Genomic DNA, 25,305 nt, shown 5'->3' with positions numbered 1-25,305 from the left:
GCATCTCAGCGAACTGGATCACGTGGCTGCGGGGCGCAAGTGTTCGATGCGGGCAAAAAACGGGAGGCTGCAATTTCGCAGACCTCCCCGATGCTTCAACAGAATGCGTCCTGTCTGGCTTGTGCGCTTTAGAACGATAGTTTGAGAGCTAGTTGCACAAGGCGAGGATTGTTGACGGTGGAGTTGACCGCGCCGAACGGAGAAGTATTGGGTATCGAAGCACCAGCGGCTAAAGCCGAACCAGCGCTGATATCGTTTACCGGCATTCCATACTGCGGATGGTTGAAGAGGTTGTAGAACTCGGCTCGGAAGTTCAGACCCATATTTTTGCGAGGCAGCGCGAACTGCTTGATGAGGGAGAAGTCCGTGTTGACGAAATCCGGTCCTACAACCGGAACTCGTGCAGCATTCCCCAGCTCGCCAGCAACGGGAGAAGTAAAGCAGGCTTGGTTGAGCCACTGATGCTTGCTGTGGTCTGCTTTGTAGGGATCGCAACCGGCCACCTGGTCAGGACGGTTCCAGTTGTTGCTATTACCACCATTTTCGAAGAAAGCACCTGAGTTGTTAGAGGTGTCGATCAAGGGGACGGGGAATCCCGAAGAGATTCTTTCGATAAGCGTCACCTGGATGCCGCCCAAAAAGGTATTGGTCACGCTGTTCCAATTGCTGCCGAACTGCTTGCCACGACCGAAGGGCAGATCATAAATGACACTGGCCGTGAGGCTGTTATCCAGATTGATCTGCGATAGGGACCAGTCCAGGTTTTGCCAGTTCGGAAGAGGAAAGTAGGGAGCGCTCAGTTCAGAACCCAGGCCGTCGCTCAACCCGTTGTCATAGGTGCGGGAGTAAGTGTAGGCCACCAGGGCGTAGATGCCGTACTTCGGCGTCTTGGTCTCCGCCTTGATCTGAAGCGAGTCATAGTTGGCCTTACCCACATCGCCTATTAGCAAAATCGCGTTGAAATTCGGCACGTTGTAGGGGGGAATATAAGGAGCTCCGCTGGGAAGGCAGCCGAGCGTGTAGCCGGTCACCGTGCCGCATCCGGACGGACTTGATGTGTTGAGATCGTTGCCGAGCATCAGGATGTGGGTCCCGCGGGAACCGGCATAGCCGGCAGTCAGCACAAGGTTGCCGAACAACTGGCGTTCGACGTTCACGTTGAATTGCTGGACCCGGCCCAGTTTGAGGTTCGTGGGTTCATAGGTGAACGAACCCTGATAGTTAGAGACAGTGGGCGGCGTTGGAAGAAGTTGAAATCCGTCGGAGAGACTGTATCCAGTGGGCGTCTGGCTTCCTCCTGCCGGAGAGGCGCAGTAGGAGGTTGCAAAGGCGCAGCCGGCTCCGGTGAAGCGGTCGGATTCACCCAGGAAGGGCGGGTTCTGCCACAGGCCTTGTGCGCCCTGGCTCCATGCAGAGTCGTGGTAGAGCGAGTAGCCGGCGCGGAGCACCGTCTTCTCACTGCCCAAAACTTTCCAGGCAGCACCGATGCGGGGCTCGAGGGCTGTCCAGTCCATGTTGATGCCCGCTGACGCGCCTACACCGTTTTGATTGGCGACGAGTAGTTGGCCAGTAGAGGGGATGTAGTCAGCCATGCGCCCATGCTCTTCGGTAATCGGAGTCGTCATGTCCCAGGCCAGGCTGAGGTTGAGCGTGAGAGAGGGTGTAACTCTCCAATCATCCGCGATGAAGGGGCGATAGATCTTCCAGCGGCGGCCTGTGACAGCGCCATCGTAGGTCTGGTCATGAATTCCCCCGCCTGAGAGGCCGAGCAGGAAATCGGCCTCCGAATTGCCGGGGATGGCACAATTAGCAGTGCTCGAGGAAGTACACAGGCTTGAAGGCGCGGTGGTAGCAGTGAAGTTACCGCCGTTGCCGATAAGCCAGAAGCCATCCCCAAAGGCCTCCGAGCCCACGTTCATCTGATTGGCTCGGAAGTCGAGTCCCATTCTGAGGTCATGTTTGTGCAGGATGAGATCAAAGGAATCTTTGAAAGAGTAGATGTTCGTTCCACCCTGGAACGGAGAGTAGCCGCGATCGCCAAGGGCCCAATAGCCGCCGTTTGTCATTTCTGTCGAGGTCAGCCCGCAGCTGTAAGCGCCGGCAGCGCAGGTAGAGCCGCTGCCACATCCAAGATTGGCACCAGGAATCCCACCGGGAACGATCGTGTTTGAAGCACACGTCCCCGTGCCTTGCGACAAAATGTAGTCGAAGATGCGATTGTAACCAAAACTAGCCTGGTTGAGCATCTTAGGCGAGAACACATGGGTTTCGCTGAGAGCGACGTTACGTGCGTGATTGGCGATCCGCTGATTGCTGCCGAAGGCGCTAGCCTCAGCAAATCCCGGAGCGCCACCCGGCACATAGGACGTGGCCTGATCGTAGCTGAAACGAGCAAAAGCCGTATCTTTGCTGGAAAACGTCTGGTCCAAACGTGTATCGAACTTGGTTTCGTTCAGGCTGCGCACAGGCGCGTTGACATAGTTGTAGTTCTGACCGGGATTATTGGCGTTCGGTGTGGGGTACAGGTTGATCATCGCCTGCCCGATATTGTTGATCAGGCCGGTTGGAATCTTGCCACAGGGAATGCCTTGGGCCTGGCTTCCATCGGGATTGACAGGTAACGGAGCCCCAGACGCGTTGCACTGGAAATAAACGTTGGGGTATATGGCTGGATTCGTGGACGCGCCTATCATATTCGGATTGACGATTCCAGGGACCGCTTGTGGTACCCCGGCTATGTTGACGGTGGCGGGACGGCCATAAGCGTCGTTGGAGAAATCACCGGAGCGCATAGCCAGCGAAGGCACCAGGCCTGTAAAGGTAATGCCCTCCCGCTGATATTTTTGTTCGCCATCCACGAAGAGAAAGGTCTTGTCCTTGCGAATGGGGCCACCGACTGAGCCGCCGAATTGGTTCAGGTTGAACTTAGTGGGAGTGGTTGCAAAGTAGTTCCTGGCGTCGAGGTCGGTATTGCGCACAAATTCGAAGAGCGACCCGTGAATGTCATTGGTACCGGACTTCGTGGTGACCAGTACGGTCGGGCCCGCCCGGGTACCATACTCGGCTGAGTAGGTGTAGGTCAGAACCTTGAACTCCTGGATGTCGTCGATCGAGGAGTAGATGCCGATACCGCCTGAGGTGAGCTCATTGTTATCTACACCATCCAGTATCCAGTCGGTGCTGTTGGGGCGCGAGCCACCCACCGACAAAGAAAGGGGACCGCGTGCCGCCACTTCACTGTCAGCGCCAGACACGAAGAAGCTGTTGGGGTTCGTTTCTGCCGTAGCGCCAGCGGTGAGTGTGGCCAGTTGAACAAAATTGCGGCCATTCAGGGGAAGCTGCGATACCTGCTGCGACGTGATGACCTGACCAAGAGAGGAATTGCCGGTCTCGACAACGACCGCGTCACCGGTGACGACCACCGTGGTGTTCACAGTAGCGGGTGAGAGCGAAAAATCCAGTTCGCGGGCTTCCTGGACCTGGAGTTGCAGCTCTTTGGAGACAGCGCTTTGAAAACCGGCCGCGTCGACGCGTACGGTATAGGTTCCGAAGGGGAGCAGTGGAATCAGATAGTGTCCGGCACTGTCCGTCTTGCTCACACGAGTGAGGCCGATAGCCTGAGAGACCACGGTGACGTCAGCCCCGGGGACACTCGATCCGGATTTGTCGAGAACATTCCCGGAGAAACTTCCAGCAGCTTGCCCATATAACGGGGCCGAGCTCACCAGCGCGATGAAGCAGAGGATGAGGAGGAAAAAGGCTTTGCGGATCTTTGTGCCGGCAGCGGCTTCTACCGATTGGGAACACTCTGCCGAAAACTTCATATGCTTCATGGTCTAACCCCCCTGAGGCGCCTCGGTTGAGGTGGAGTGACTGCGGTATATTGAAGGCTCGATATAGTGAAGGTTTGACTGTACGAAGTTGTTAACAGAAAGTCAACGCATTTCCTCGGGTGCAGCACGGAGGCCGTGGAGCGCGCGCATTAAGGATGCGCCTCAAGATCCAAACCCTTCCCTATGCTTTCTGGAGACAGCAGAGGCGCACCGGAAACGAAAGCTTCGCGACGTTTGTTCTGAGACAGATACGACGAAGTAAGGCTTGAGAAGCGCAGCTCCGGTGCAGTTCAGATTGTTCTGGAAACCGGGGAGCGCGACCCACTTTCCGCCTCTTCAGCGCATCAGGTCGAAAATTTTATGGCGGATGAGTTTACACAATCGTGAGTTCGATACCTGCTTCACGAATCGCTCTTGCATCTCTTTCCGGAAGCTGACTGTCGGTAACAATGTGATCGATCTCGGAAGCCGCCACGATCAAGGAGAGGCTTCTCCGGTTAAACTTGCTGGAATCACAGACCACCACGACCTTCTCCGCAGCTGTCACCATGGCACGGTTGACGCGCGCCTCAAGAACGTTCGGCGTTGTGAGCCCGGTCTTTAAGTCGAAGCCGTCAACACCGAGGAACACAATGTCTGCATGCATCTCCTTCAGGACGTCGTCCGCGAGAGGACCTACGACCGATAAGGAATTCTTACGTAATGTGCCACCAATCATGATGATTTCGAAATCACTCCTGGCCAGGTCCGCAGCAATATTCAACGCATTGGTAATTACCGTAAGGTGCCTCAGCGAAGAGAGTGAACGAGCTATCTCCGTAGTGGTTGTCCCTGAATCGAGAATGATGCACTGGCCTTCGGAAACCATCGCCGCTGCGGCCTTCGCAATCTTCACCTTTTCATCGTGGTAAAGCTCTTCTTTTTCCTGGATCGTTGGATCGGATAAGGCTCCAGCGTGGGACGGCAAGGCTCCACCGTGAGTTCTGACCAACAGTTCCTTCGCTTCGAGATAGTCGAGGTCTTTCCGAATCGTGATCTTCGAAATATCAAGATTGTTCGACAGCTCATCGACAAGCACGCGACCCTCACTCTGGATCAAAGAAAGGATGTGCTGCCGGCGCTCCTCGATGAGCATGGGCGCTTTCGCTTTTTTCTTCATCATCATCAATTTCTAATCGGCACTCTGATTCGAAATGCTATAGCTCTCAACGAAAGGAGATATAACGCGATTGCTCTAGCCGATTCGTATTGCGAGAAGTGTAGCAAATTGATGGGTAGATTGAGCGTTCCATACAAAAGCGCAGCGACCCTGCGGAGCCGTCTGCGGCGGGAATCAATACCAGAGAACCATTAAAATCCAATAATAGTTTGATCTGTTCCCTTCGCCATTGTTATTGGCGTGGTTCTGGCACCTAAACCACTTCACGTCAGAGAGCATTGAGATTTACCTCAGTCTGAGCTGAGATTTCTGAAGCGGGAGAACGAAGTAGTAAGAGAAGGCACGCCGTAGCCACTAACGGCATCAGACCCGCTATGAAGAATGCTGGCGTATAGGAGAACCGGTCGATCGTGAGCCCCACAACAGCCGTGAAGCACACACCAGCGATGCCCGCCGCTAAACCACTTAGTCCTGTAACGGTTGCGACGACGTCCTGGGGAAAGAGATCCGAGGGCAATGTAAGTCCCATGGTGGCCCAACCGGCATATCCCCAAAGAGCTACACAAATCAGTGCCAAGGCAACATAGGGATTATGAGCCCTTGCCGCGGGTATACCAGCGAGAATAGGAAGGCAGCTTACCAAACAAACCGCAGTCCGGGCGCGCACAATCGAGAGGCCACGACGGATGCAGTATCCCGATAAGAAGCCGCCGGTGAAATTACCGAGGTCTGCAGCAACGAATGGGAGCCACGCAAAATAGGCGATTTGCTTCAGGCTAAATCCGCGCACATCACTTAAATATTGCGGTAGCCAGAATACATAGAACCACCAGATGGGATCGGTCAGCGCTCGCCCAAGAACGATAGCCCAGACGTTTCGATTTTTGGCCAGGCGAAGCCAGCGTTGCAGCCCCTGCTCCTGAGATTTGGAGGGCATCTCTTGTCCAGCCCGAATGAGATCAAGCTCCGGCTGTCCAACCCTGGGGTGACGATCCAGTGGATGATAGACAAAAAGCCACGCAATGAGCCACAGGAATCCCAGCAGTCCTGAGAAGATGAAAGACCATCTCCAACCGAATTCAATTGCGATCCATGGTATGACCATCGCCGCCAGCGCTCCTCCCACGCTGGATCCGCTATCAAAAATGGCGACTGCGACACTGCGTTCCTGGCTTGGAAACCACTCTGCAACCGTCTTGCTCGCACCCGGCCAGTTCAATCCCTCGCCGATCCCGAGCATGAAGCGCAGAGCCATAAAACTGAAGACAGAACCGGCGAAGCCCATCATCATATTGACAAGAGACCACCAAATCACAGCGACAATCAAGCCAATACGTGTGCCGACCGCATCCAGGAAAATGCCGCCAACGAGCCAGGTAAGAGCATAAGAGATCTGAAAAGCTCCAATGATCTTCGCAAGATCAGTGTGGCTGAGATGATATTGCGCCGCGATAACAGGAGAAAGTACCGAAAAGGTTTGACGGCTGATGTAGTTGATTGCCGTGGAAAAGAACAGTGTCCAGACAATCCACCATCTCGTCCGCCCAACAGCACGTGTCTTTTTCGATTCCGGTAGCTTGATCCATGCCGTCATCAGGCGATCCTCAACACAGAAGGACAGGTCTGTGTGTTGTGCTTACTGTCCTAACTCCACTGTCTACATGAGCGGCAAAATATTCACGACAAGGTTCGCCTCTTGGCATCGATCTTGCCATTCAATCTTCTCAGTAAGATGGCAAAAAGTCGGCCAATTCGGAGGCGGAGTCGTTATCCAGATAGATTGTCACGTCAGGATGTGTGCGGAGAATAGTAGCGGGGCATGCGGTCGAAATCTCTTCTGTCAACGAGCGCCGCATAATACCCGCCTTGCGAGTGCCCGGAACCGAAACGATCAATTTGGGAACGCGAAGCATCGTTGGGATCGTCAGTGTAACGGCGCGTTCTGGAACGTCGTTGGCCGTCTTAAACCAGCCCTCTGCCGTTTGCTGGATACGGCATGCCTCATCCAGCTTGACGACCTTCACATCGAGTGGGTCATTGAAATCTGCAACAGGAGGATCGTTGAACGCGAGGTGCCCATTCTCTCCGATACCCAGCAGACAAAGCTGTGGATTCGCAGCTCGGAGTTTTTCAGCATAGGAGCGGCAAACCTCGTCCAGATCAGCGGCGGTCCCATCGACCTCATTGAACGTTCCGATAGGCACCTTATCGGTCAGGTTTTTACGTAGATAGCCACGAAAGGAAGCCAGATGCTCTATCGGAAGCGCGACGTACTCATCGAGGTGAAAGCCGGAAACTTTGCTCCAGGGCAATCCGTCGATTTTCGTTAGTGCGTCCAGTGTTGCAAGTTGCGACGCACCCGTAGCGAAGATGACCCCCATCATGTCTTGGGATAGTGCGAGCTGCGTCATTGCCTCTGCAGTAGCGCGGGCCGCCGCGGCCCCCATCGACTCCCGCGATGGATAAACCTCCACATTCATGGTTCCAACCTTAAAGCGTCTAATGGTATCGATGTTGGCTTGAGTACTCACTCTTTAAACTCCTTTGGATGTGGCGGATAAGTGATGGCGGAATGGGGTTGAAAGCTCAACTCGTGACAGCTTAACTATTCGAAAGAGGGTGCAGCGGCATCAGCTCTGCCATTCCGGCGAAGCCAATAAAGTCCAAGTCCGAGTGCGATCCATGTGAAGCCCAGAATCTGGGCATTTCTACCCAGGTTGAGCCAGATGAAGGCACTCACGACAAGGCCTGCAAGCGGTATGGTCGTGCGGAGCAGGACTTTCTCTGTCGAACGGAAGCGATAGTGGATAAGGGCAGCGGCGTTGACACCCATGAAGGCGATAAAGGCGCCGAAATTAAGCAGCTCGGCGCCGCGCTCGTAGGTCAGCACAAAAACTCCAACGAGCGTAATGGCTCCGACTAAGAGCACATTGTTGCGCGGGATCGAGTTTTTTTGATTGAGTGCACCGAAGAACCGTTGTGGCAGAGCGCCACCACGTCCCATTCCGTAAAGAAGACGCGCCGCTCCAAACTGAGCGGCGACTCCAGAGCCTAGATTGGCAATTAAGAGAGTTGCATTGAGCAGCTGAAAGAGAAAACTGCCACCTATGCGACGCGCGACGTGAACGTAGGCAGTATCCACCTGCGCCTCGGGGAAAGGCCCGTGGTACGGCCATGCGAGTTGAGCAACGTAGACCTCCCCGGCCGAGAGAATGCCAATAATCAGGCAGGTAAAAACGGTCGCGAGCATGATGTTACGGCGTGGATTCTCAACCTCCTCAGACATGGTAGAGATACCGTCAAAACCGATGTAAGTCAGAACAGCAATGGATGTTCCACGAAGAAGAAGCGACGGAGAGAAGGTCGTTGGATCGTAGAAAGGTGTGAGCCATTGACCGCCAATGGGACGGGCAATAAAGGCAAGATAGCGGATGGCATACGCGAGAAAGACCACAACAACAAGGCTCATGCCGACGGCAAGGATGGCATTCACTTGTCCTGAAGCCTTAACACCACGCAGATTGAGTAGCGTAAACAGCAATACAAAAGCGACAGCCCAGGCAGCGTAAGGAATATTAGGTAAAACATTAGCAGCCGCAGCGCTACACCAGATTGCGCAGATGATTGGATTCAGAAGATAGTCCATCAACATGGACCAGCCCACGACATAGCCGGCGAGAGGGTTAATCTCGCGTCCTACATAGGTATAGGCTGATCCTGCGCTGGGATAGATGCGCGCCATGCGGCCATAGCTAACGGCCGTGAAGAGCATGGCGACCATCGCAATAAGGATTGTCGTAACCACATGGCCACGCGCTACGTTGTTGACAACTCCGTAGATCCCCATGGGGGCAGTGGGTTGAATAATGACAATCCCATACACGATGAGATGCCAGAGCTTAAGCGATCGCTTCAGTTGAGGGGCCGGCACATCGGCTTCTAGGGTTTGCATCGTGATCGCTTTCAAAACATGAAGATGGAATACTTCTTTTCGTAAACAGTTTCAATTGTGCCTTACAGAAGCATTCCCTCGAATAATCGAATGAGGCGTCTATGAAGCTAAAGGAGTTAAACAAGTCACTATTGCTTTGGTTCTCCCTCTTCCTCGAAACGACGTTGACGTGTCGGTACAAATTTCGTCGCGACAGACCCGGTCGTCTTCACAGCAAATGTCTGGACAGCCGGCTGAGGTGCAAAACCCGAGCACCGCAGACCTACTGTATAGCTACCTGCATGCGTATAGCTATGGGTTGTCTTCACTCCCGCCACAGTGATGCCATCACCAAAATCCCAAGTGCAATTTAGGATCGGGTTGCCCGCATCTTTGGCGACCGCGCTAAAGCTCATCGGTTCAGCCGTCTTTCCGGAAAGCGCTACTGTTGCGTTAACCATAGGGGCCTCTGCCGGAATATCTGTATTGATGATTTTGAAGACCCGAACCGAGTGAGCTGGCTGCTTTACATCGAGCGAAGCGGAGAGAGACGTAGAATCGCTCGGCGTGGTCAGAACTTCGGAGACCGTGTAATTCGCCTTCGGATCGAGCCCAAGAGCAGCTCGCGTAAGGCTATGTGCCCGGGAGATCTCCGACCAGTTGAACACGGTGACAATAGACTGATGGCGTGTTTGCTGCAGCTCAAAAATACTGGGTTGCAGATCTAGAGGATCGTACGTCATGAGATCCAAAGGAACAGACGCACGACCCAGGCGCGCCATGTCGAGCAGATCACGGTTTTCTACCAATGCCAGACGATCCGGAGCTTCTCCTAGCGTCGGAAGATCGTCTCCGATCTCGTATAATCCACCAGACACAGCAGAGAGCACGATCGAGATTTTTGCTTCATCGAGCGTGAGCTGCTTCGTCCCACCATGCCAGTGTTGATCATCAACGGTCTGGGTCGAGACGGAGAAAGCATCTGGATCAGCAAGGAAGTAGTTACGATTCATATAGTAACGCGCGGCTATACCAGTAGCCGCGTCTTTACTGGAGGAAAAGGTATGCCCGGTATCCTGTGAAATCCGGCCGGTATCAACCAGGCCAACGGGGTTGAGAAGTTCGCAACCATCCTTGTCAAGCAGCACATTGGGGCCAACAGCATCCCGAATTGTCTGGATGCCGATGCGTTGAGCCTCTAGTGCGGTGGTCTGGGGAACGTGATAAAAACCCTCAATAGCGCTGTCTTCCATGAAGTCCAACTTGATGTAGCGGAGACCCCATTCCCTTGTCAGCTTGGAATAAGTCGAGTGAAGATAGGCCTGCGCACCTGGGTGAGTTGTGTCCAGGGCATAGAGATGATCGAGATTATTGGTGACGAAGCCAATATGGATGGGCTCACCTTGGGCATTGTGTACAAGCCACTCTGGATGATGGGTATAAACCCAGGAACGCTCGGATACTTCGAAGGGAGCCGTCCAAATGCCTGGGGTGAGTCCCTCGTTGATGACCTTATGCTCCAGGGACCCCATACCTTCAGGGAACAGTGATGCGTCCGGCGTGGCATATTCTCCACGCGCAAACTGATAGCCCTCGTCGATATGAAAGAAATCATACCCCAGAGGCTTAAGGTGTTGAGAAAGCCACTGTGCATTGGTCAATGCAGTCCCCTGGTCCAGCCCAAAATAGTAGGCAGTCCAGCTCCACCAGCCGATAGGCGTGGGTGCGGTCACAAGTGCATGATGGATGTCACGGATAAGATGAGCATAGGTTTCGAGCTGGCCATGATAATCCGTGCCAACTCCGAAAAGCATCCGCTCCGACGAGAGTTCACCACCTGGAGGCACGCTAAGGCTGAGCTCCACACGGTCCTTTTCAGAGGAACGATGCAGGGAATTTTCAATGAGAAGCTCGGTCGTTCCCGTGGAATCAACCTCGTAGGCATTCATAACACCAGCCGGGGCCATGTGAAGTCGAAGAACGCTGAGGAACTTATTTGAGGTAAGAGCACCGATAAACCAGCTCTGCTTGCTCTGCTGGTTATAGAGAAGTTGGACACCAACCGCACGGTGGACATTTGTCTTAGCGTCACTGAGATCGTGAAGCTGCATAGCGGGGCGGTCTTCACTGAAGCTATCGTTTAAGACACGATCGGCTGAGGCCGGACCACCAAGGTTAATGAGGTCATCTTTTCCACTATCGCCTTTACCCTTTTCCGATTCGAGAACACGGAGTTCTTGAACTTCGATCGCATGGCTTGTCGTATTGTGCGCCGTGAGCTGCATGTCGCCGAAAGGCGAGGCATCATAGGTCCTCAACGATAGCAGAAGATCTGGAGCATCAGCACGTCCAGTGTATTGAATCGTGATTAGCTTGCTAGTGCCGAGTTCACCATTTGCGATCTTAGTGCTGACCAGGTGTTTTGGGTAATCTGCGGCATGAAGCCATTTTCCATTGACCTTCGCCGCAGCCGTCGCCCGAAGAATAGGCATCGAGATGCCCGGCGCACTGATGGAATAACTGCCATCGGTTGCATCGGTCTTCAACTGTAACGGCGCGTCCTGCTGCTGCGCGCTCGCTGTGAATGCGAAAGGAATGGCGAGAGTTAGACCTAAGATACGATAAAGAATTGGCTGCTTCATTTGACACTCGTTTCGTTTGAGAGACCAGTGATGATCTGATAGTGATGATGTCTTTTGACGGGATCTTCAACCTCGTGAAGAATGCAACATAAGGCTGAATCGTCGACACGCGTTATATAAGAAGTTGAACCTTTGAGATCACATCGGATAGCCATCTGGTCAACTTGCGCTATCGGTTATTGGTCTGCAATACCGGGAATCCATTTAACTGCATTGTCGTGATAGATTTTTTTTACGACTGAATTCGGCAAAGCCAGTCCCCTCAGTCGGCGGCCACCATATTCCACTGTTTGATCAGTTGCCAAAAATCTCCAGTCATTGGCATAGGAATCCTCGGCCCTGAATACCCACGTACTGACTTCCGTTTCCGGGTAGATCGTATTATCCGTGCCATACAGCAACCGATCTTGATATTTCGTTATAAACGCAATTGCTTTTTCGCGGGGCAGCAGCATTAGATAGGGCATTCGACCCGCTAGATCCACTGTGAAATTTGGATAGCGGTCAAAATGCCGGGCCACTTGATCAATGTCTGCTTCCATGCTCCCGAGATGTGCTCCGACCATCCGCAGATCAGGGTTCATCTCGAGGAGATGATCACGCGCATCGAGTATTTTCTGCTTCGGCGGTGCATCCTTGATGTTGTACATATACCACTGCGGATTGTTTTTGAAGTATGAAAAGTCAGTTGCACTCGGATTTGGTGCGGCCCAGGCGGTATTAGGATCTCCAACGTGTGTGACCAGGGTCTTATGGTGAAACTCTATATCTCTGTAAATCGGCTCTAATAATGAATTATCGGGAAGGATATAGTTCCCTTTCGAATCTTTGACCTCCATCCCAACGTTCTTCCAAACCTTTACCGCAATTGCGCCCCGAGCAAAACTCTCATCGAGTTGATGGATGGCAGCTTCTGTAAAGCCAGGTTGGCTAATCAAATAGGGGTCAAATGTGGTGCAAACGGACACATGCCCGCTACTTTCTCTCGCCACCTCGAACACATCATTATTTTCTTTTGTCAGATCTTTCCGTTCAGCGTTGCCGTTGTCTGAAACGTCCACGATATCGAGAGTATGCAAATGAAGCTTTCGCAACATCTCAAAAAAAACCGGATCGCTCTTGTAGATATGAGTGTGAGTATCGATCGGCTCAAGTGCGGTAAATCTCCGGAGTTCGTCCTCACGAAACCCACCATCGATTGCCTTAGTCGGATAAGGCCCTACCTGTGTATACGATACAGACGCCATACTTCCAGCCGATAATACGAGCAAGATTGCCAGCGATGAAAATTTAGACACAAGTCACCTTTTCGAACCGAAAATCACACTGCGAGCTACAAGAGTTCGTAGATCAAAACGGCAATCCCAACAGAGATAACGGACTCGCCGCAGTGGCGCACCACCCAGCAAGCCAAACAACTCATCTAATAGATGTACTTAAGTCCAAACTGCAGAATTCTTGGATCCTGCGCCGAGGTAATTGTGCCGGCGCTGCTCGATGAGATCGTGGCATTTGGATTTGAAAAATTGACTCTGTTTGCTAGATTGAAAGACTCTGCTCTGAACTCCAGGCGATCATGCTCCCGGCTCTTGAGTGGTATGCCAAAAGATCTCGTAATTGCAAGGTCTATGTCGGAGTATCCAGGGCCCGTAAGAAACATTCTGGACGTGTCTCCATATGTACCAAGGGCATTGGCGGTAAAAGCTGCTTTATTGAAGTATGCCTTTACAACTTGTGCATGGCTTCTACCGCCAGGAAGATTGGGATTTCCAATCAGGTCTGCCCGGTCCTTCCCAATTCCGCTGGTCGAGTTGTCGACGCCAGAGAGAACTGTGAATGGCTGGCCAGAGCGAAATGTAACAAGGCCATTGATCATCCACCCGGACAGAACTGCATTCACTACTGAACTATCGAAGTGTGACTTGGGTAACTCCCATACAAAGGAAGCTTTGAACTGGTTTTTTGTGTCATAGCTGCAGCGTGAGCGATCATCATGGGGGTTGGGCGTTGCGTAAACATCGGAGTTGAAGCCCGTTGGATCAGCCTCGGCCATGCACTTGGACCACCGATATCCCGTCAGTAACGTCAATCCGCGTGCTGCCTGCCGTTGCACCGAAACGGTAAGCGAGTTATAGTTTGCCGTCCCAACGTTCTCGTTGAGAGAAAGCCCCTGGTAATAAGTTCCCATCGGACGACGAATATTGTAATTTGCCACATTCTGCTTCTGGGTTTCCGCTGGATTGTAGACTGCGGCATTTCCCTCAACGGCCCCAAACAGGTGGTCGGCCGACGAGCCTTCGTAGGCGATTCTCACAAGGGAGCTATAGGGCGCTTGCTGTTCCAATGTGAGATTGTACTGCTGGATAGTGGGCGCCTTCATTCCCAAAACGAACGGTCCTGCCGCCTCTGGAATCTGGAACGGCGTGCTCGGCGGGGTAGGCTTGACGACCGGGAAGGGATTGACTTGCCTTTGATAGGGATTTTCAATACTAGCGGGATTCGTGAACGATACGCTCACATTGAAAGGACTGTAGTTCAGGTTGATCATGTTCGCGGTCATCTGATCTTGATACATGCCATAGCCGCCGCGCAAACTGGTGTGACCATTTCCAAAAACATCATAGGCAAAACCGATTCGCGGATCGATGATGTGATAGTTCGAATCAATTCCACGCGCTGGAACTCCGGGATCTCCTGCGACCAAAAGACCAGGCGGTAAGGTTGGGTATTGAGTAGAGTGAATGTTATTTGCATAGGCAGCCGGACTGAAAACTCCGGCCTGGTGATAGGTGTTATCAAATACGGGGACAAAAGGATTCCATCGGATACCAAGGGTCAGGACCAACCGCGGTGTAACACGCCACGTATCAACGAAATAGGCGGCAGGCAGCATTCGACTGGGGGTCTCGTAGTAGGACGCTTCCTGAACGAAATTGGACGGCTTACTCAAAAGGAAGTCGAGAGCGTTATCTCCAGAAAGATCGTTGCTAAACGTATAAGATCCATCGCCCTCGTAATCCTGATTCTTGATGACCTTACTCCATAGAATGTCACCGCCAAACTCCAAGGTATGCGCTCCCTTAACCCAAGTCCATTGGTTCGCAGGCCCCCCTTCGGTAGCAGGAATTTCGTATATGCCGTCCCATGCCACGGAGAAGTAATTATTGATCGTCAGCGGCAAGCTGCTGTAGCCCTTAGCTACCAGGTTTGGAATGTTGGCGCCGAGATCGGTCCAGCCAGGAAATCCTGGTGCTGACTTGGCGAGATTTGTACGGCGACTCATTGACGTAACAACAGTAGTCGTTAATTTGGAGCTAAAGACATATGTCGTATTGAGAACAGCAAATTGGCTCTGCCAATAATCATTAATCCCCGTACCCGACGCATTGGATGCGGTCAGAATATTATTCGGAATCGTCTTGGCAGGTTCGCTCAGAGCGTCATACAGATAGCTCGCGTATAGGTGCAGGTTTGAAGTGACATTTTCATCAACGCGACCCACGAATTGCTTATCGTTCTCTACCAACGGCGATGTATAGAACACCAATCCCGTTCCCGGTGCACCGACCGGAAGTAGAGCCAGAATTTTATTGGCTATCGGATCAAAAAGAGAAGGATCAATGTAGTTTTTGGGGAAGATAGCACCAGTGGTTGGATTGACTAGCTGATTGCTATCGGACGAGAAATCACCCGCTCGTTGGGCCGCAGTCAATACGGTTGCAGAACTCGTTGGATTCTGCCTGATGGTCGTGCCCTGATAAGAAAAAAAGCCGAATGTCTTATCTTTTCGAATCGGACCGCCAATCGTCCCGCCAAATTGGTTTCTTTTGAGACCATCTTGCGCGGTTGCAAAATAATTTCTTCCATTCAACGCGCTATTACGGAGGAACTCAAACAGTACACCATGAATCTGATTCGTACCACCGCGTGTGACAGCATTCATCACTCCGCCGCCAAGCCCGGCGAATTTTGCACTGAAGGAGCTCGTGTCGAGGCTGAACTCCTGAATAGCATCGGGGTCCGGAAATACATTAGGAATTTGCGTGAGCACATCTTCGTTGAGTGCTCCATCAAGATAAAAGGCCGTGGAATCTCCTCTTCCACCGCTTGCCCCGACATAGGAATTAGCCAGGTCGGGTCTCGATGCACCCTGATTGTAGGGACCCGTCGCCGTCGGACCGGCGTCAGGCGCAAGTTGAGCTAGTTGCAGCACGTTGCGACCATTCAGTGGCAACTCCTGGGTCAGCTTGCTATCAATTACCGTTGACACAGTGGGAGATTGCAAATTGACTGCTGCTGAATCTGCTTGAACCGTAATACTGTCAGAGACGGAACCCACCTGAAGCACGCTATTGACGGTCGCACGCTCACCCACCGTAATCACAAGATTTTCCTGGATATTCGACTCGAAGCCCGTCTTGCCAAACTTGAGGCGATATGTATCCGGCAGGAGACCGGTAAGCACATAATTGCCCTCGCCATCTGTCCGTCCCGTAACCGTATTCCCTGTCGCAACATCTACGGCAGTAACCGATGCGTCGGGGATAGCCGACTGGGATGCGTCTGTAACCTTTCCGGAGATGCTGGCTGATGTGAGCTGTGCAATGGAGGGGGACGTGCTCAGGGCAAGAACTAAAAGTGGGAAGAAAAGCGATCTACAGCGCATGACGCCTCCATCGGTATCTTTGCTCGTTCTGTATCGATTGCGATCTACACAAATCCTTATAAGATCCGGGCCCACATTAGAAACAATTCAATGTTCCGTTTTAAATTTATTTATATCTTTTTATATTTATTTAATCTAGTTGTCAACCTAAAAACAGCAAAAGTCAAATAGCTGGAATCCGACATTCAAACAGGTTCGGCATCACTCGCGAGAGAAAGGCGCGGCCAACGAACTGGACAATCTGCGTGATACGAGATTGATCGTCATATCCAAGGATGTAAACGCCAAAGCGGACGACTTATAACGTGGATAGACAAATGCGATTGACTGATGGAACTCATGATCCAACTTGCTAGGATCGCGAGACAAAGGACTATCGCTGCACTGCAGAATAACGCTATAAGTGCAAACGCTACCCCGAGCGGTTTTATACCCAGCGTAGCGTTTGTACAATACCAATTAAACTCCGCTAGCCATTCCAGTTGGTGCATTCGCTTGTCGCGACTACAGTGTTTGATTAGCCTCTAGCTAATGGGCTGGTCGACGATTTCTTCAGTTTTCGGATTCCAGTAAAGTTTTTTCCCACTCCAATAAGATTGCGCAGCCATAATGATGACGATTGCATGAGAAAATCCGTGATTGACATTTGAATTAGGCTCAGTTCTTGCCTGCATCGCTTTGAACCAATTCGTAACATGAACCACACTATCGTCTCCCGGTCCTTCGGTATCTGCAGGTTGTGCACCGGCGGCCCGTACTATTTCCTCTTTATCGGAAGCAGGAGCAACGATCGGCAACCTGTCTGTTTTCACAGATCCCGCGTATTCGTCTCTACCACCCTCACGACTTACCGAAAATAGCGAGGCTCCTTCTCCTCCGTAGTTCACGATTGTGCCATCGCGCCCTTGTATTCGAGAGAAGCTACGGAAGCTGTTTCCAAATACTGTCTTGTATGTATAAAGAAATCCTTTTGGGTAAGTGACGGCCGCTACACATGTGTCCGCATTCTCACGACCGTCTTTCCATGCATAGACTCCACCATTTGCTACAATGCTCTCCGGATAGGTCTCATCTGTCCAAAGATGTACCAGGTCGCTACCGTGGCTCATCCACTGGTCGAATATTCCCGAGGAAAAGTCCTTATAGAGACGGAACTCTAAATAGGTATGCGGATCAAAGGGCCGATACGGTTTACCTAATAACCATCGCTTCCAGTCTGTGTCCTCCTCCCGGAGCTTCGACTTTCGATCGAACATCCACTTGCGCCACTCCATGTTTCTGTCTTGTTCCATCTCAGCGGATCTTCCCGTATCCATAGGGACAAAGCGCCACCGCTCCTCATTCACATTCCACTCCTGTTCAATGTGAACGATACCTCCGATACGACCGGAGCGAATAATGTCGCGAACGGCCAGTTGATACGGCTCGCTTCTGTGCTGTGATCCTACCTGGACCACCTGCTTGGAAGCCTTTACGGTGTCTCTCGCCTCTTTAGCCTCCGACAGCACATTGGCAAATGGCTTTTCGACATAACAATCTTTGCCCGCTTTTACGACCTCTACACAAAGCTTGGCGTGCTGAAAGTCGCCAGTAGCGATCATGACTCCGTCAATATCTTTGCGATTAAGCATATCTTCGGAGTACTTGAAGGATTGCGGCTCCAGATTGAAGGCCTTCTTAACCTGTGCAGCGCGTCGCTCGCGCGCCAGACTCCAGATGTCACACACTGCTACGGTTTCGACCGGCATTTCCTTAGAAGCTAATCGGACCATGTTGACATGACCCTCACTGCGATCTCCGCAGCCCAACTGAGCGATCCTGATTTTGTCGTTCGAGCCAATGACTCGCGCATATGAACTTGCAGTCATACCAACCGAGGCAATCGCTACCCCAGCCTGTTTAACAAACGTTCGTCTGTCCACTAGCGGAAATGATTTGTCTGTCACAAGCGATCCTTTACTCGGCTGGATTGCATCTTGAAACATGCAATGTTTTTAGTTAGTTAGAATCAAAGCCCCTGGGGATTTACCAGGGGCTTCAGGATCCTAGCTCAAAACATGATCTTCAGGGCCATTTGAAGAATACGAGGATCTTGGGCCGATGTAATTTGGCCGAAGCTACTATCTGTCAAACCGCCATCAGGCATACCGAAGTTCACATTATTTAGAGAGTTATAGAACTCGGCTCGAAATTGCGCTGAATATCTTTGGCTAACTTTGAACGTTTTTAGCAGCGCCAGATCCAGATCGAAATATCTCGGCCCTCGCAGGGCGTTTTTACCTGTATCGCCAAAAGTACCAATTTGGTTTGGTGCAAACGCAGATGTATCAAACCATTCGTTGATCAGTTGTGAGTGTGAACGACCATTGCTCAATACGGCCTTTTTGATACTTGAGACAGTTAGATCTGCTCGATCAGCTCCAATCGAACTGAAGGAATTGTCGTCATCACTGAAGACTGTGAATGGAAATCCTGATTGCCAGGTTGCAATCGCCGACAAATTCCAACCGTTGATTACATTTGAAACGAGTCCCTTCACGGGCACCGGAGGAAAGTCGTAATTTCCCGAAAATTTGAACACTTTGTTGGCATCGCCTGCATCGGGGCCATAGTCAAAATAGCGTCCACAGCTGCAAGTGTTCGTCGCCAGTCCGCCGGGCTCTCCGTTAGGACCGAAATCGTCCAGCGCCCGGGACCAAGTGAAGTTCGCGAGGAAAGAGAGGCCTTTGCTGACGCGCTTTTCCATAGATAGCTGCAACGCGTTGTAGTTGCTGTTCACTCCGGAGTTGATTGAATCGACAAATCCAAACGATGGATACAGTCGACGTTGTTGGACGTTTGCTTCGCTGGACTGCCCCGGAATGTAAATCGCTGGATTCAGCTGAAGAAGTCCTGCCTCCTGGTCACCGGTTCCACCAAGATGAGTCCCCTTCACGCCCATGTAGGCCACACGTGCCAGCCAGCTTGCACCTATTCCTCTTTCGAGTGTCAGGTTCGTCATGAGAATCTGCGGAAGTCTATAGTGACTCGAGAAAATCTGAGTAAAGGATATATTTTGGGGAAAGGTGGCAGTGGGACCAGGGTTGGAAGGTCCGAATTGTGCGGGAAAGGGACTTGCAACCCCCGCGCTTCCATAGGGATCAGTAAAGTTCACCGACGTCAGATTGACGATAGGCGCGAATGGTGGAATCCCAACGACATCTTCAAAGGCAACAAGATTGGGGGACTGATAGTAGTACCCAACTCCGCCACGGAGACTGGTCTTCCCATCTGCCGTAAGTTGCGAAGCAAATCCGAAGCGTGGTCCCACATTACCAAGGTTGTTATAGATAGAGGACTGCGGACAGCCTGCATCATGATCGCTTCCTCCAAAGATGAGGCCTGCAGGCGCATTCGGAAAGCGCACCGATTGTGCCCCTGGCAGAAAACATCCCACTCGTCCTTCACTATCTTTGTAGGGAATGAAGGGATCCCAACGTAGGCCGGCACTCAAGGTGAGGCGCGGGCTTACTCGCCAATCGTCTTGGACGAATGCGCTCCAGTTGATTCCGGTGAAATTGAGATACAGTCCACCGCCCTGCGTGAAGCTGGACACATTACCCGAAACAAAGTCGGCCACGTTATCGCCGGTGAGACTGTTGTCAAAGGTGTAATTACCATCTGCTTGATAGGAGTTTCCCATCGGTGCCCGAACCCGCACGGCTTCGCCACCAACCTCGATCTGGTTGTTGCCCCTTATGATCGTGAGAATTTCACGAAGCGATTGGTCTCCGCGGTTCCACGTTCCAGTTGCAGGCTGTTGACCAATTGAAAAATTACCACTGATATCAATATTTAGCGTTGGCTTGAAGTTGGTCGGCTGTGCGATCTCGGCACCCGCGTCCGCAATACTAAATGGAGCGGGTGACAACGTTGCCCCTGTTTGACTTGTATATCCGAAGTAGCTATTCAACAAAACGTTGCTGGAAATCGTATAGATGTCCACTACGCTAATGTGCTTAAGAGCCAGATTTTGGGGCGTTTCTGTGTTTCCCGCCAGGATGTTCGTCGTGGGCGGCAAGATAACAGGAATCCGGTAATTCAGCTGAAAATAGTGCCCGCTCAAGTGGTGCTTACCAGTGTTGTAGTCAGCCTTGATCAGGAATTCATCAGTGTCTTGAACGAGGGGCGCACCGTTGTAGGTCAGTTGACGGCCGGGGCCATTGGGGGCTGGGATATGTTGAAGAAGATAGGACGCGACCGTGTCGACCGGAACCTGATTATTGTTGTACGGTGCCCCCGTGGTCGGGTTCACCAGCTGGGTGTCAGGCAGGAGATCTGAAAAATCTCCTGAACGCTCGGCCATCGTCGGCACGAACGCGATCTGTCCATTAGTAGCCGTGTTGGTCCGCGTTCCTTGGTAGGATCCGAAGTAGAACAGCTTTCCTTTGAGGATCGGCCCCCCAATCGTGGCTCCAAATTGGTTTTGCTTCAAAGGATTTGGTGAAGTAGCAAAATAGTTCTTCGCATCCATTGCGTAATTGCGGAGATATTCAAAAACATCTCCATGTATCTGATCGGTCCCCGACTTAGTCAGAATGTTGACGACTCCGCCCGTTGCATTTCCATAAGCGGCGCTAAGGTTATTGGTCTGAACATTGAATTCCTGAAGCGCGTCAGGGCTGGGGAACGGAAGATTTGTGTTGATGTAGGTATCGTTGTAGTCAACGCCATCGAGCAGATAGTAGACGCCATTGGCGCCGCCACCGTTGACCTTGGCATATTGCTCGCCTGGGAGAACGCCGCCTTCGCAGTCTGCACCGCAATTCTGAGTCGAAACATTCACAGCGCCCGGCACCAGGAATACGAGCTGCTGAGCCTCACGCCCATTCATGGGCAAGCTTTCCATGCTCTTCTGATTGATCAACTGTCCGACTGCGGCATCCGAAGTCGTAACCAGAGATGAATTCTCATTGACAGTCACATCTTGAGTGACTGTTCCAACACGTAACGTAATATTTTGGTTAGCCGATTGACCTACCGTCAGAACAATGCCGTGTTGAACATACGTGTCAAAGCCGGCCATCTGAACTGTAAGCTCATAGCTACCAACAGGGAGGCTTGGAAACACATACTCGCCCAAAGTTCCGGTTTTCACCGTCAGCTTGTAGTCGGTTGTGACTTGCTTGACGGTTACCGTCGCCCCTGCGACTGCGGCCCCCGAATTATCAACTGCGATTCCAGCAAGTCGCGCCGTCGTATACTGAGCCGACAATGACCTCGTAAACAACAACGATATCGCTAGGAAGAGCGAAAGCACGAGAAGGGATTGGGATGGCGCCCTCCTCAAATTTTGAAATCTGCTTACCATTCCGCTGGTTTCTAATTTCATGGCGTTCCCTCACCGAGCTTATTTTTTGCGGCTGCTAGATTTTTGGTTGAGACCTTAACTCAGGCTGAGCATTAGCTTTTCCTGCCCCTGCAATTACGTTTAATATCGTTGATAGTCATTTATGATCGTTTTACCCTCCAATGTCAAGAGGAGATGAAGACAATAAGCTCTTTTTAGAAAGAAATTTCTGACTCCGCAACCACGACTTCGATTTGATGAGCCAGGTTTTCGTTGAATTTTAGAGTCGCTTTTAAGCGCAGCGAAGAGCCTAATGGTCTTATCAGCGTGGCAAATCGATTTTGATCGGACTAGACAGGCAAAAGGCTGGAGTGAGAGGTTCTTCGATGTTCCTCTTAGTTGCTGGCGCAATCTCGGCAGAGATCGCCACAGCAGGCTGGAACAATGCACGGAATTGGAATCTATCTTCTACTCGCTACAAGCGATGCGAGTTTGACACACCTGTCGCTTTGAACAGCTTCGGAATGTCTATGCCTTTGCTGCAAACCGAAGTATAGGCATTTTTTATATCTCCGATAAGATCAATAATCAAAGAAACTGGATCGCTCGCAATCTCCTGCTTGCCCAGCCGACAGTACTCTATTGGCAGGTAGCGACTAGACATGCTCTCTGAAATTTTCATTCGCGAAAGATTGTAGGCTGCACTCTGGGATAGCCGCCAAATTGACTTACCCTGGCCGTTGGTCGCTTCAACCAATACCAACAATCCTGCCTCTACGGCTTGCTCGATTCGCCACACGAGTCGCCCCAAGTGTGTACGTGCACAGAACATCCCGAGTAGATGGCAGCCGAAATGCCGCCCTTTCGTTAGGCAAAGCGCAACTAAAGCAAAGAAGACACGATCTCTAATAGATCCTGAACTTTTGTACGACTCGATTAATCACACCACCCGGGCTGGGCGAGTCTGGCTTTAAATCGCGAGCCACCGAACAGTACAGACCAAGGAGTTGGCCAAACATCACATCCAAAATCGGACGGTACGCATCAGCAACATCGACTTCTACGGAAAGATAGGACTCGCAGTAGGGCTCGATTTCAGCATGCGTCGAAGGAACTCCCACGGCGATTCGCTCCGCAGCAATCCCCTTTTCTCCGATCTCTCGCAGCAAATCTTTTGCGTACCCAACTTTACGAGCCTCACCGGAGACAAAGCATACAAAAAGCGTCTCGGAGTCTAACGCCGCCATAGGTCCATGCCGAAGTCCAAGCACAGTCTGCGACATTGTCTTTACCTGGCCTGCCGTCATTTCCAATACCTTCAATGCGGACTCCCGAGCAATGCTGGCAAGCGATCCGATGCCAACCATACACACGCGAGAGAATCCAAGCAACGAAGTGCGCTCTGCCTCTTCCTCGGCGCGCAACAAAAAGCTTTGTCCAGCGGCCACTAACCGCTCGACAATCTCCGAGTATTCCTCGATCGACCATGCGTGTCCCAGGCATTGCCCCATCACGATCATGTTTGTGAAAGAGCTTGTCATCGCCAGACTGCGATCATTCACTTCGTCGTCCAACACCACCACGCACGACAGTTCGGCAGCCCCACAAACTTCAATCAGCCGGGCTTGAGCATTGCAAGTCACAATCAGGTGGGCAATCCGGGGATGCAATCGCACAGCCTGCTCTACAACGGCCACAGCCTCCGGCGAATCCCCCGACCTGGAGAACGAAATGAAGAGATATCTGCGCCCTGAAACAATGTAGTCATCGAGGTTGGGCAGCAGCTCCGTGCTCGCGCACACCAACACCTCACAACTCCACTGCTGACGGAGCAGGAGTTCTAATGCCTGGCCGATGTAATCCGAAGTTCCCGCTCCGACCAGCACGACAACTGGTCGCAGTTCTAACTCATCCCGCAGTCCAGCTTTCTCTAAAAAGCTGCAAATCTGCGTCTGATGCTCTTTGAATATCTGTAACGTTTTCTTCCACGTATGAGGCTGCTGGGCAATCTCGCGGGGAGTAAAAAGTAGCCCGCGGGCTTTCTGCTCTGCCACCGGTAAATCAACAAAATCTAAAAGAGATGTCACGCTAATCCTCTACAACACACGTTCCGCACACGAAACTCGACAAATAGAAACGAAACACAACGAATAGTAACACAGGGGAGACGAAGGCAATCGCAAATAACGATAGATCTATTATGTTTGCTACTCATTAGGGGGACGCGGCTCAAAATGGACAATATCAAATGGTATGTGATCGCATTGCTTGAAAAGCTCCTTCCATTAATAGCCATCACTGACCCGAATTTTCCCTAAGCTGTACCAGCCATCTCTCCCTCGGCCCTCGATTGCCAGCTGTATCGCCGGCGAGAGAGTCACAGGATCCAGAAGTGCGACGCTTATTTGATATTCTCCGGCTGGTAGATCGCTTGGTACGAAGACAGGGTCTTCGAATACCGCATCCCCAGGAATCCACTTGCGCACGTCCTCATCGGTCCGGATCACTCTCGATTGGTTTGGCGAACTCAGCCGAAACGCCAACACAAATGGCCGGTAGACCGGGGCGACCCCCTCATTGACCCACCATGTTTTTAGATGAAGTGCCTCACCCGCTCGAGCTTGCGTCCGCCACTCGCCTCGCCTCAAGACAAAGCGATACCCCATCCTTCGTTCGAGGTCCTCGAATTCTTTTCCCCACAATTGTGGAATGGCGCTGGATTTTACATTGATAGTGCTCACGTGCCAGCGCAATGCTTCGCTGAGAATATAGTGCGCATCCCAACCGTTCCGAAGCCACGACTCAGGCACACCACAGGTCTCCATGGAAACAGGCGCCGATCTCCACACATCCTGAATGCCTGTCTCCGCAATTTCTTCAGGATACTGGTCAAGCATTTCCGGCTCATGTTCCTTCATGTCACCGAGACAGTCGAAGCGCCAGCCAGCCCCATGGGAAGTTCCATACACCAGGGCTTCGGGCTCATCAAAGTTCATCAAGAGTTGAGTCTTATGAAACGCCTTGAAGTAGATATCGATCAATTTTTTCTGAACCGGGAATTCGGGCATGTAGCTACTCCATCCTTCGCCCCAATAACCTACCGTTGAGATATCGACACTCTCCAGATCAGGGTGGCCATCATAGCGTCGACCGGCCTCGTTGATCAAAGCACTCCAATCCTTGAAATACAGCGGATCACTAAAATCAGGCTCCCATATATTTCCATCGTTCGAGTTCGCGCGCCGCGCGCCCGACTCGCGATACCACTTGGGCAATGGGTGTTTTGGATCATACGGCATGAGACGAATCGCGAGCCGTTGCCCGTGCCGTCTAGCTTCAGCAAGTGCAAGGTCGATGATTTCCCAGCGAACTTTGCCTTGCACCGGTTCAAGTGTTGCCCAATGCCACCGCACGTAGGCAACAGAGGACCCAGGAAAATCCGGTTTTTTCTCCTCTGTTTTCAGAGTGCCCACAGGCCCTTCCTCCGACCATGTCACACCGGGATTCAATGAATCGCCGTTGTATCTCTGAAAGGTTTGAATCCCCATACCAGGGTTGATCAGGATCTCGTGAGTCTCTACCGGCCTTACAACAGTTGTAACTTCCTGTGCAAAGCCAACGAAGGAGCTAGCTATAAATGCCACGGCGAGCGCCGCAGCGATCTCCCCAATTGGTCTTCTTTTCGAGCTCTGCAAGCTTCTCATCGATCACTCCACCAATCTTTCAGAGACCGACAGCAAACGAA

General features: G+C 51.8%; 13 protein-coding genes. All 13 read right to left on the bottom strand.

Features of this window, described 5'->3' with window-relative positions; translation table 11 throughout:
• Positions 1-128 precede the first annotated feature (128 nt).
• Positions 129-3,833 carry a TonB-dependent receptor gene (locus tag ACIX8_RS04760; protein WP_014264190.1) on the bottom strand — a complete coding sequence of 1,235 codons (3,705 nt, stop codon included), beginning with the start codon at positions 3,831-3,833 and terminating at the stop codon, positions 129-131.
• A 373-nt stretch (positions 3,834-4,206) separates the two neighbouring features.
• The gene (agaR, locus tag ACIX8_RS04755; protein WP_014264189.1) at positions 4,207-4,998 is read right to left on the bottom strand and encodes a transcriptional repressor AgaR; all 792 of its coding nucleotides are present in this window, start codon (positions 4,996-4,998) and stop codon (positions 4,207-4,209) included.
• A 262-nt stretch (positions 4,999-5,260) separates the two neighbouring features.
• A complete protein-coding gene (locus ACIX8_RS04750; RefSeq protein WP_014264187.1) occupies positions 5,261-6,586 on the bottom strand; it encodes an MFS transporter in 1,326 nt (441 codons plus the stop codon).
• Between the two features lie 130 nt (positions 6,587-6,716).
• Positions 6,717-7,523 carry a glucosamine-6-phosphate deaminase gene (locus ACIX8_RS04745; protein ID WP_014264186.1) on the bottom strand — a complete coding sequence of 269 codons (807 nt, stop codon included), beginning with the start codon at positions 7,521-7,523 and terminating at the stop codon, positions 6,717-6,719.
• Between the two features lie 74 nt (positions 7,524-7,597).
• Positions 7,598-8,944, bottom strand: a complete 1,347-nt coding sequence (locus ACIX8_RS04740; protein WP_014264185.1) for an APC family permease — start codon at positions 8,942-8,944, stop codon at positions 7,598-7,600.
• A 128-nt stretch (positions 8,945-9,072) separates the two neighbouring features.
• Complete coding sequence (locus ACIX8_RS04735; protein WP_014264184.1) at positions 9,073-11,565, bottom strand: alpha-galactosidase; 2,493 nt, start codon at positions 11,563-11,565, stop codon at positions 9,073-9,075.
• A 176-nt stretch (positions 11,566-11,741) separates the two neighbouring features.
• A complete protein-coding gene (locus ACIX8_RS04730) occupies positions 11,742-12,863 on the bottom strand; it encodes an amidohydrolase family protein (protein ID WP_150110491.1) in 1,122 nt (373 codons plus the stop codon).
• A gap of 125 nt (positions 12,864-12,988) precedes the next feature.
• On the bottom strand, positions 12,989-16,231 hold the full coding sequence (locus ACIX8_RS04725; RefSeq protein ID WP_014264182.1) for a TonB-dependent receptor: 3,243 nt from the start codon (positions 16,229-16,231) through the stop codon (positions 12,989-12,991).
• Between the two features lie 524 nt (positions 16,232-16,755).
• Positions 16,756-18,177 carry a Gfo/Idh/MocA family protein gene (locus tag ACIX8_RS04720; RefSeq protein ID WP_014264181.1) on the bottom strand — a complete coding sequence of 474 codons (1,422 nt, stop codon included), beginning with the start codon at positions 18,175-18,177 and terminating at the stop codon, positions 16,756-16,758.
• Positions 18,178-18,281: 104 nt separating this feature from the next.
• Positions 18,282-21,485, bottom strand: a complete 3,204-nt coding sequence (locus ACIX8_RS04715) for a TonB-dependent receptor (protein WP_044176169.1) — start codon at positions 21,483-21,485, stop codon at positions 18,282-18,284.
• A 550-nt stretch (positions 21,486-22,035) separates the two neighbouring features.
• Positions 22,036-22,359, bottom strand: coding sequence for a class II D-tagatose-bisphosphate aldolase, non-catalytic subunit (locus ACIX8_RS04710; protein WP_150110489.1), 324 nt, complete (start codon positions 22,357-22,359; stop codon positions 22,036-22,038).
• 106 nt (positions 22,360-22,465) lie between these two features.
• On the bottom strand, positions 22,466-23,647 hold the full coding sequence (locus tag ACIX8_RS04705; protein ID WP_014264178.1) for an SIS domain-containing protein: 1,182 nt from the start codon (positions 23,645-23,647) through the stop codon (positions 22,466-22,468).
• A 198-nt stretch (positions 23,648-23,845) separates the two neighbouring features.
• The gene (locus ACIX8_RS04700; protein WP_014264177.1) at positions 23,846-25,264 is read right to left on the bottom strand and encodes a DUF4832 domain-containing protein; all 1,419 of its coding nucleotides are present in this window, start codon (positions 25,262-25,264) and stop codon (positions 23,846-23,848) included.
• Positions 25,265-25,305: the final 41 nt, after the last annotated feature.

The sequence above is a fragment of the Granulicella mallensis MP5ACTX8 genome (assembly GCF_000178955.2).
Lineage (GTDB): Bacteria > Acidobacteriota > Terriglobia > Terriglobales > Acidobacteriaceae > Granulicella > Granulicella mallensis.
The sequence above is the reverse complement of the archived record's forward strand: the minus strand, read 5'-3'. Positions and strand labels throughout refer to the sequence as shown.

Bases quoted from the DNA above. Each gene is read 5' to 3' on its own strand.
- ACIX8_RS04735 (WP_014264184.1), bottom strand. From the start codon at position 11,565: ATGAAGCAGCCAATTCTTTATCGTATCTTAGGTCTAACTCTCGCCATT.
- ACIX8_RS04740 (WP_014264185.1), bottom strand. From the start codon at position 8,944: ATGCAAACCCTAGAAGCCGATGTGCCGGCCCCTCAACTGAAGCGATCG.
- ACIX8_RS04760 (WP_014264190.1), bottom strand. From the start codon at position 3,833: ATGAAGCATATGAAGTTTTCGGCAGAGTGTTCCCAATCGGTAGAAGCC.
- ACIX8_RS04700 (WP_014264177.1), bottom strand. From the start codon at position 25,264: ATGAGAAGCTTGCAGAGCTCGAAAAGAAGACCAATTGGGGAGATCGCT.
- agaR (WP_014264189.1), bottom strand. From the start codon at position 4,998: ATGATGATGAAGAAAAAAGCGAAAGCGCCCATGCTCATCGAGGAGCGC.
- ACIX8_RS04750 (WP_014264187.1), bottom strand. From the start codon at position 6,586: ATGACGGCATGGATCAAGCTACCGGAATCGAAAAAGACACGTGCTGTT.
- ACIX8_RS04725 (WP_014264182.1), bottom strand. From the start codon at position 16,231: ATGCGCTGTAGATCGCTTTTCTTCCCACTTTTAGTTCTTGCCCTGAGC.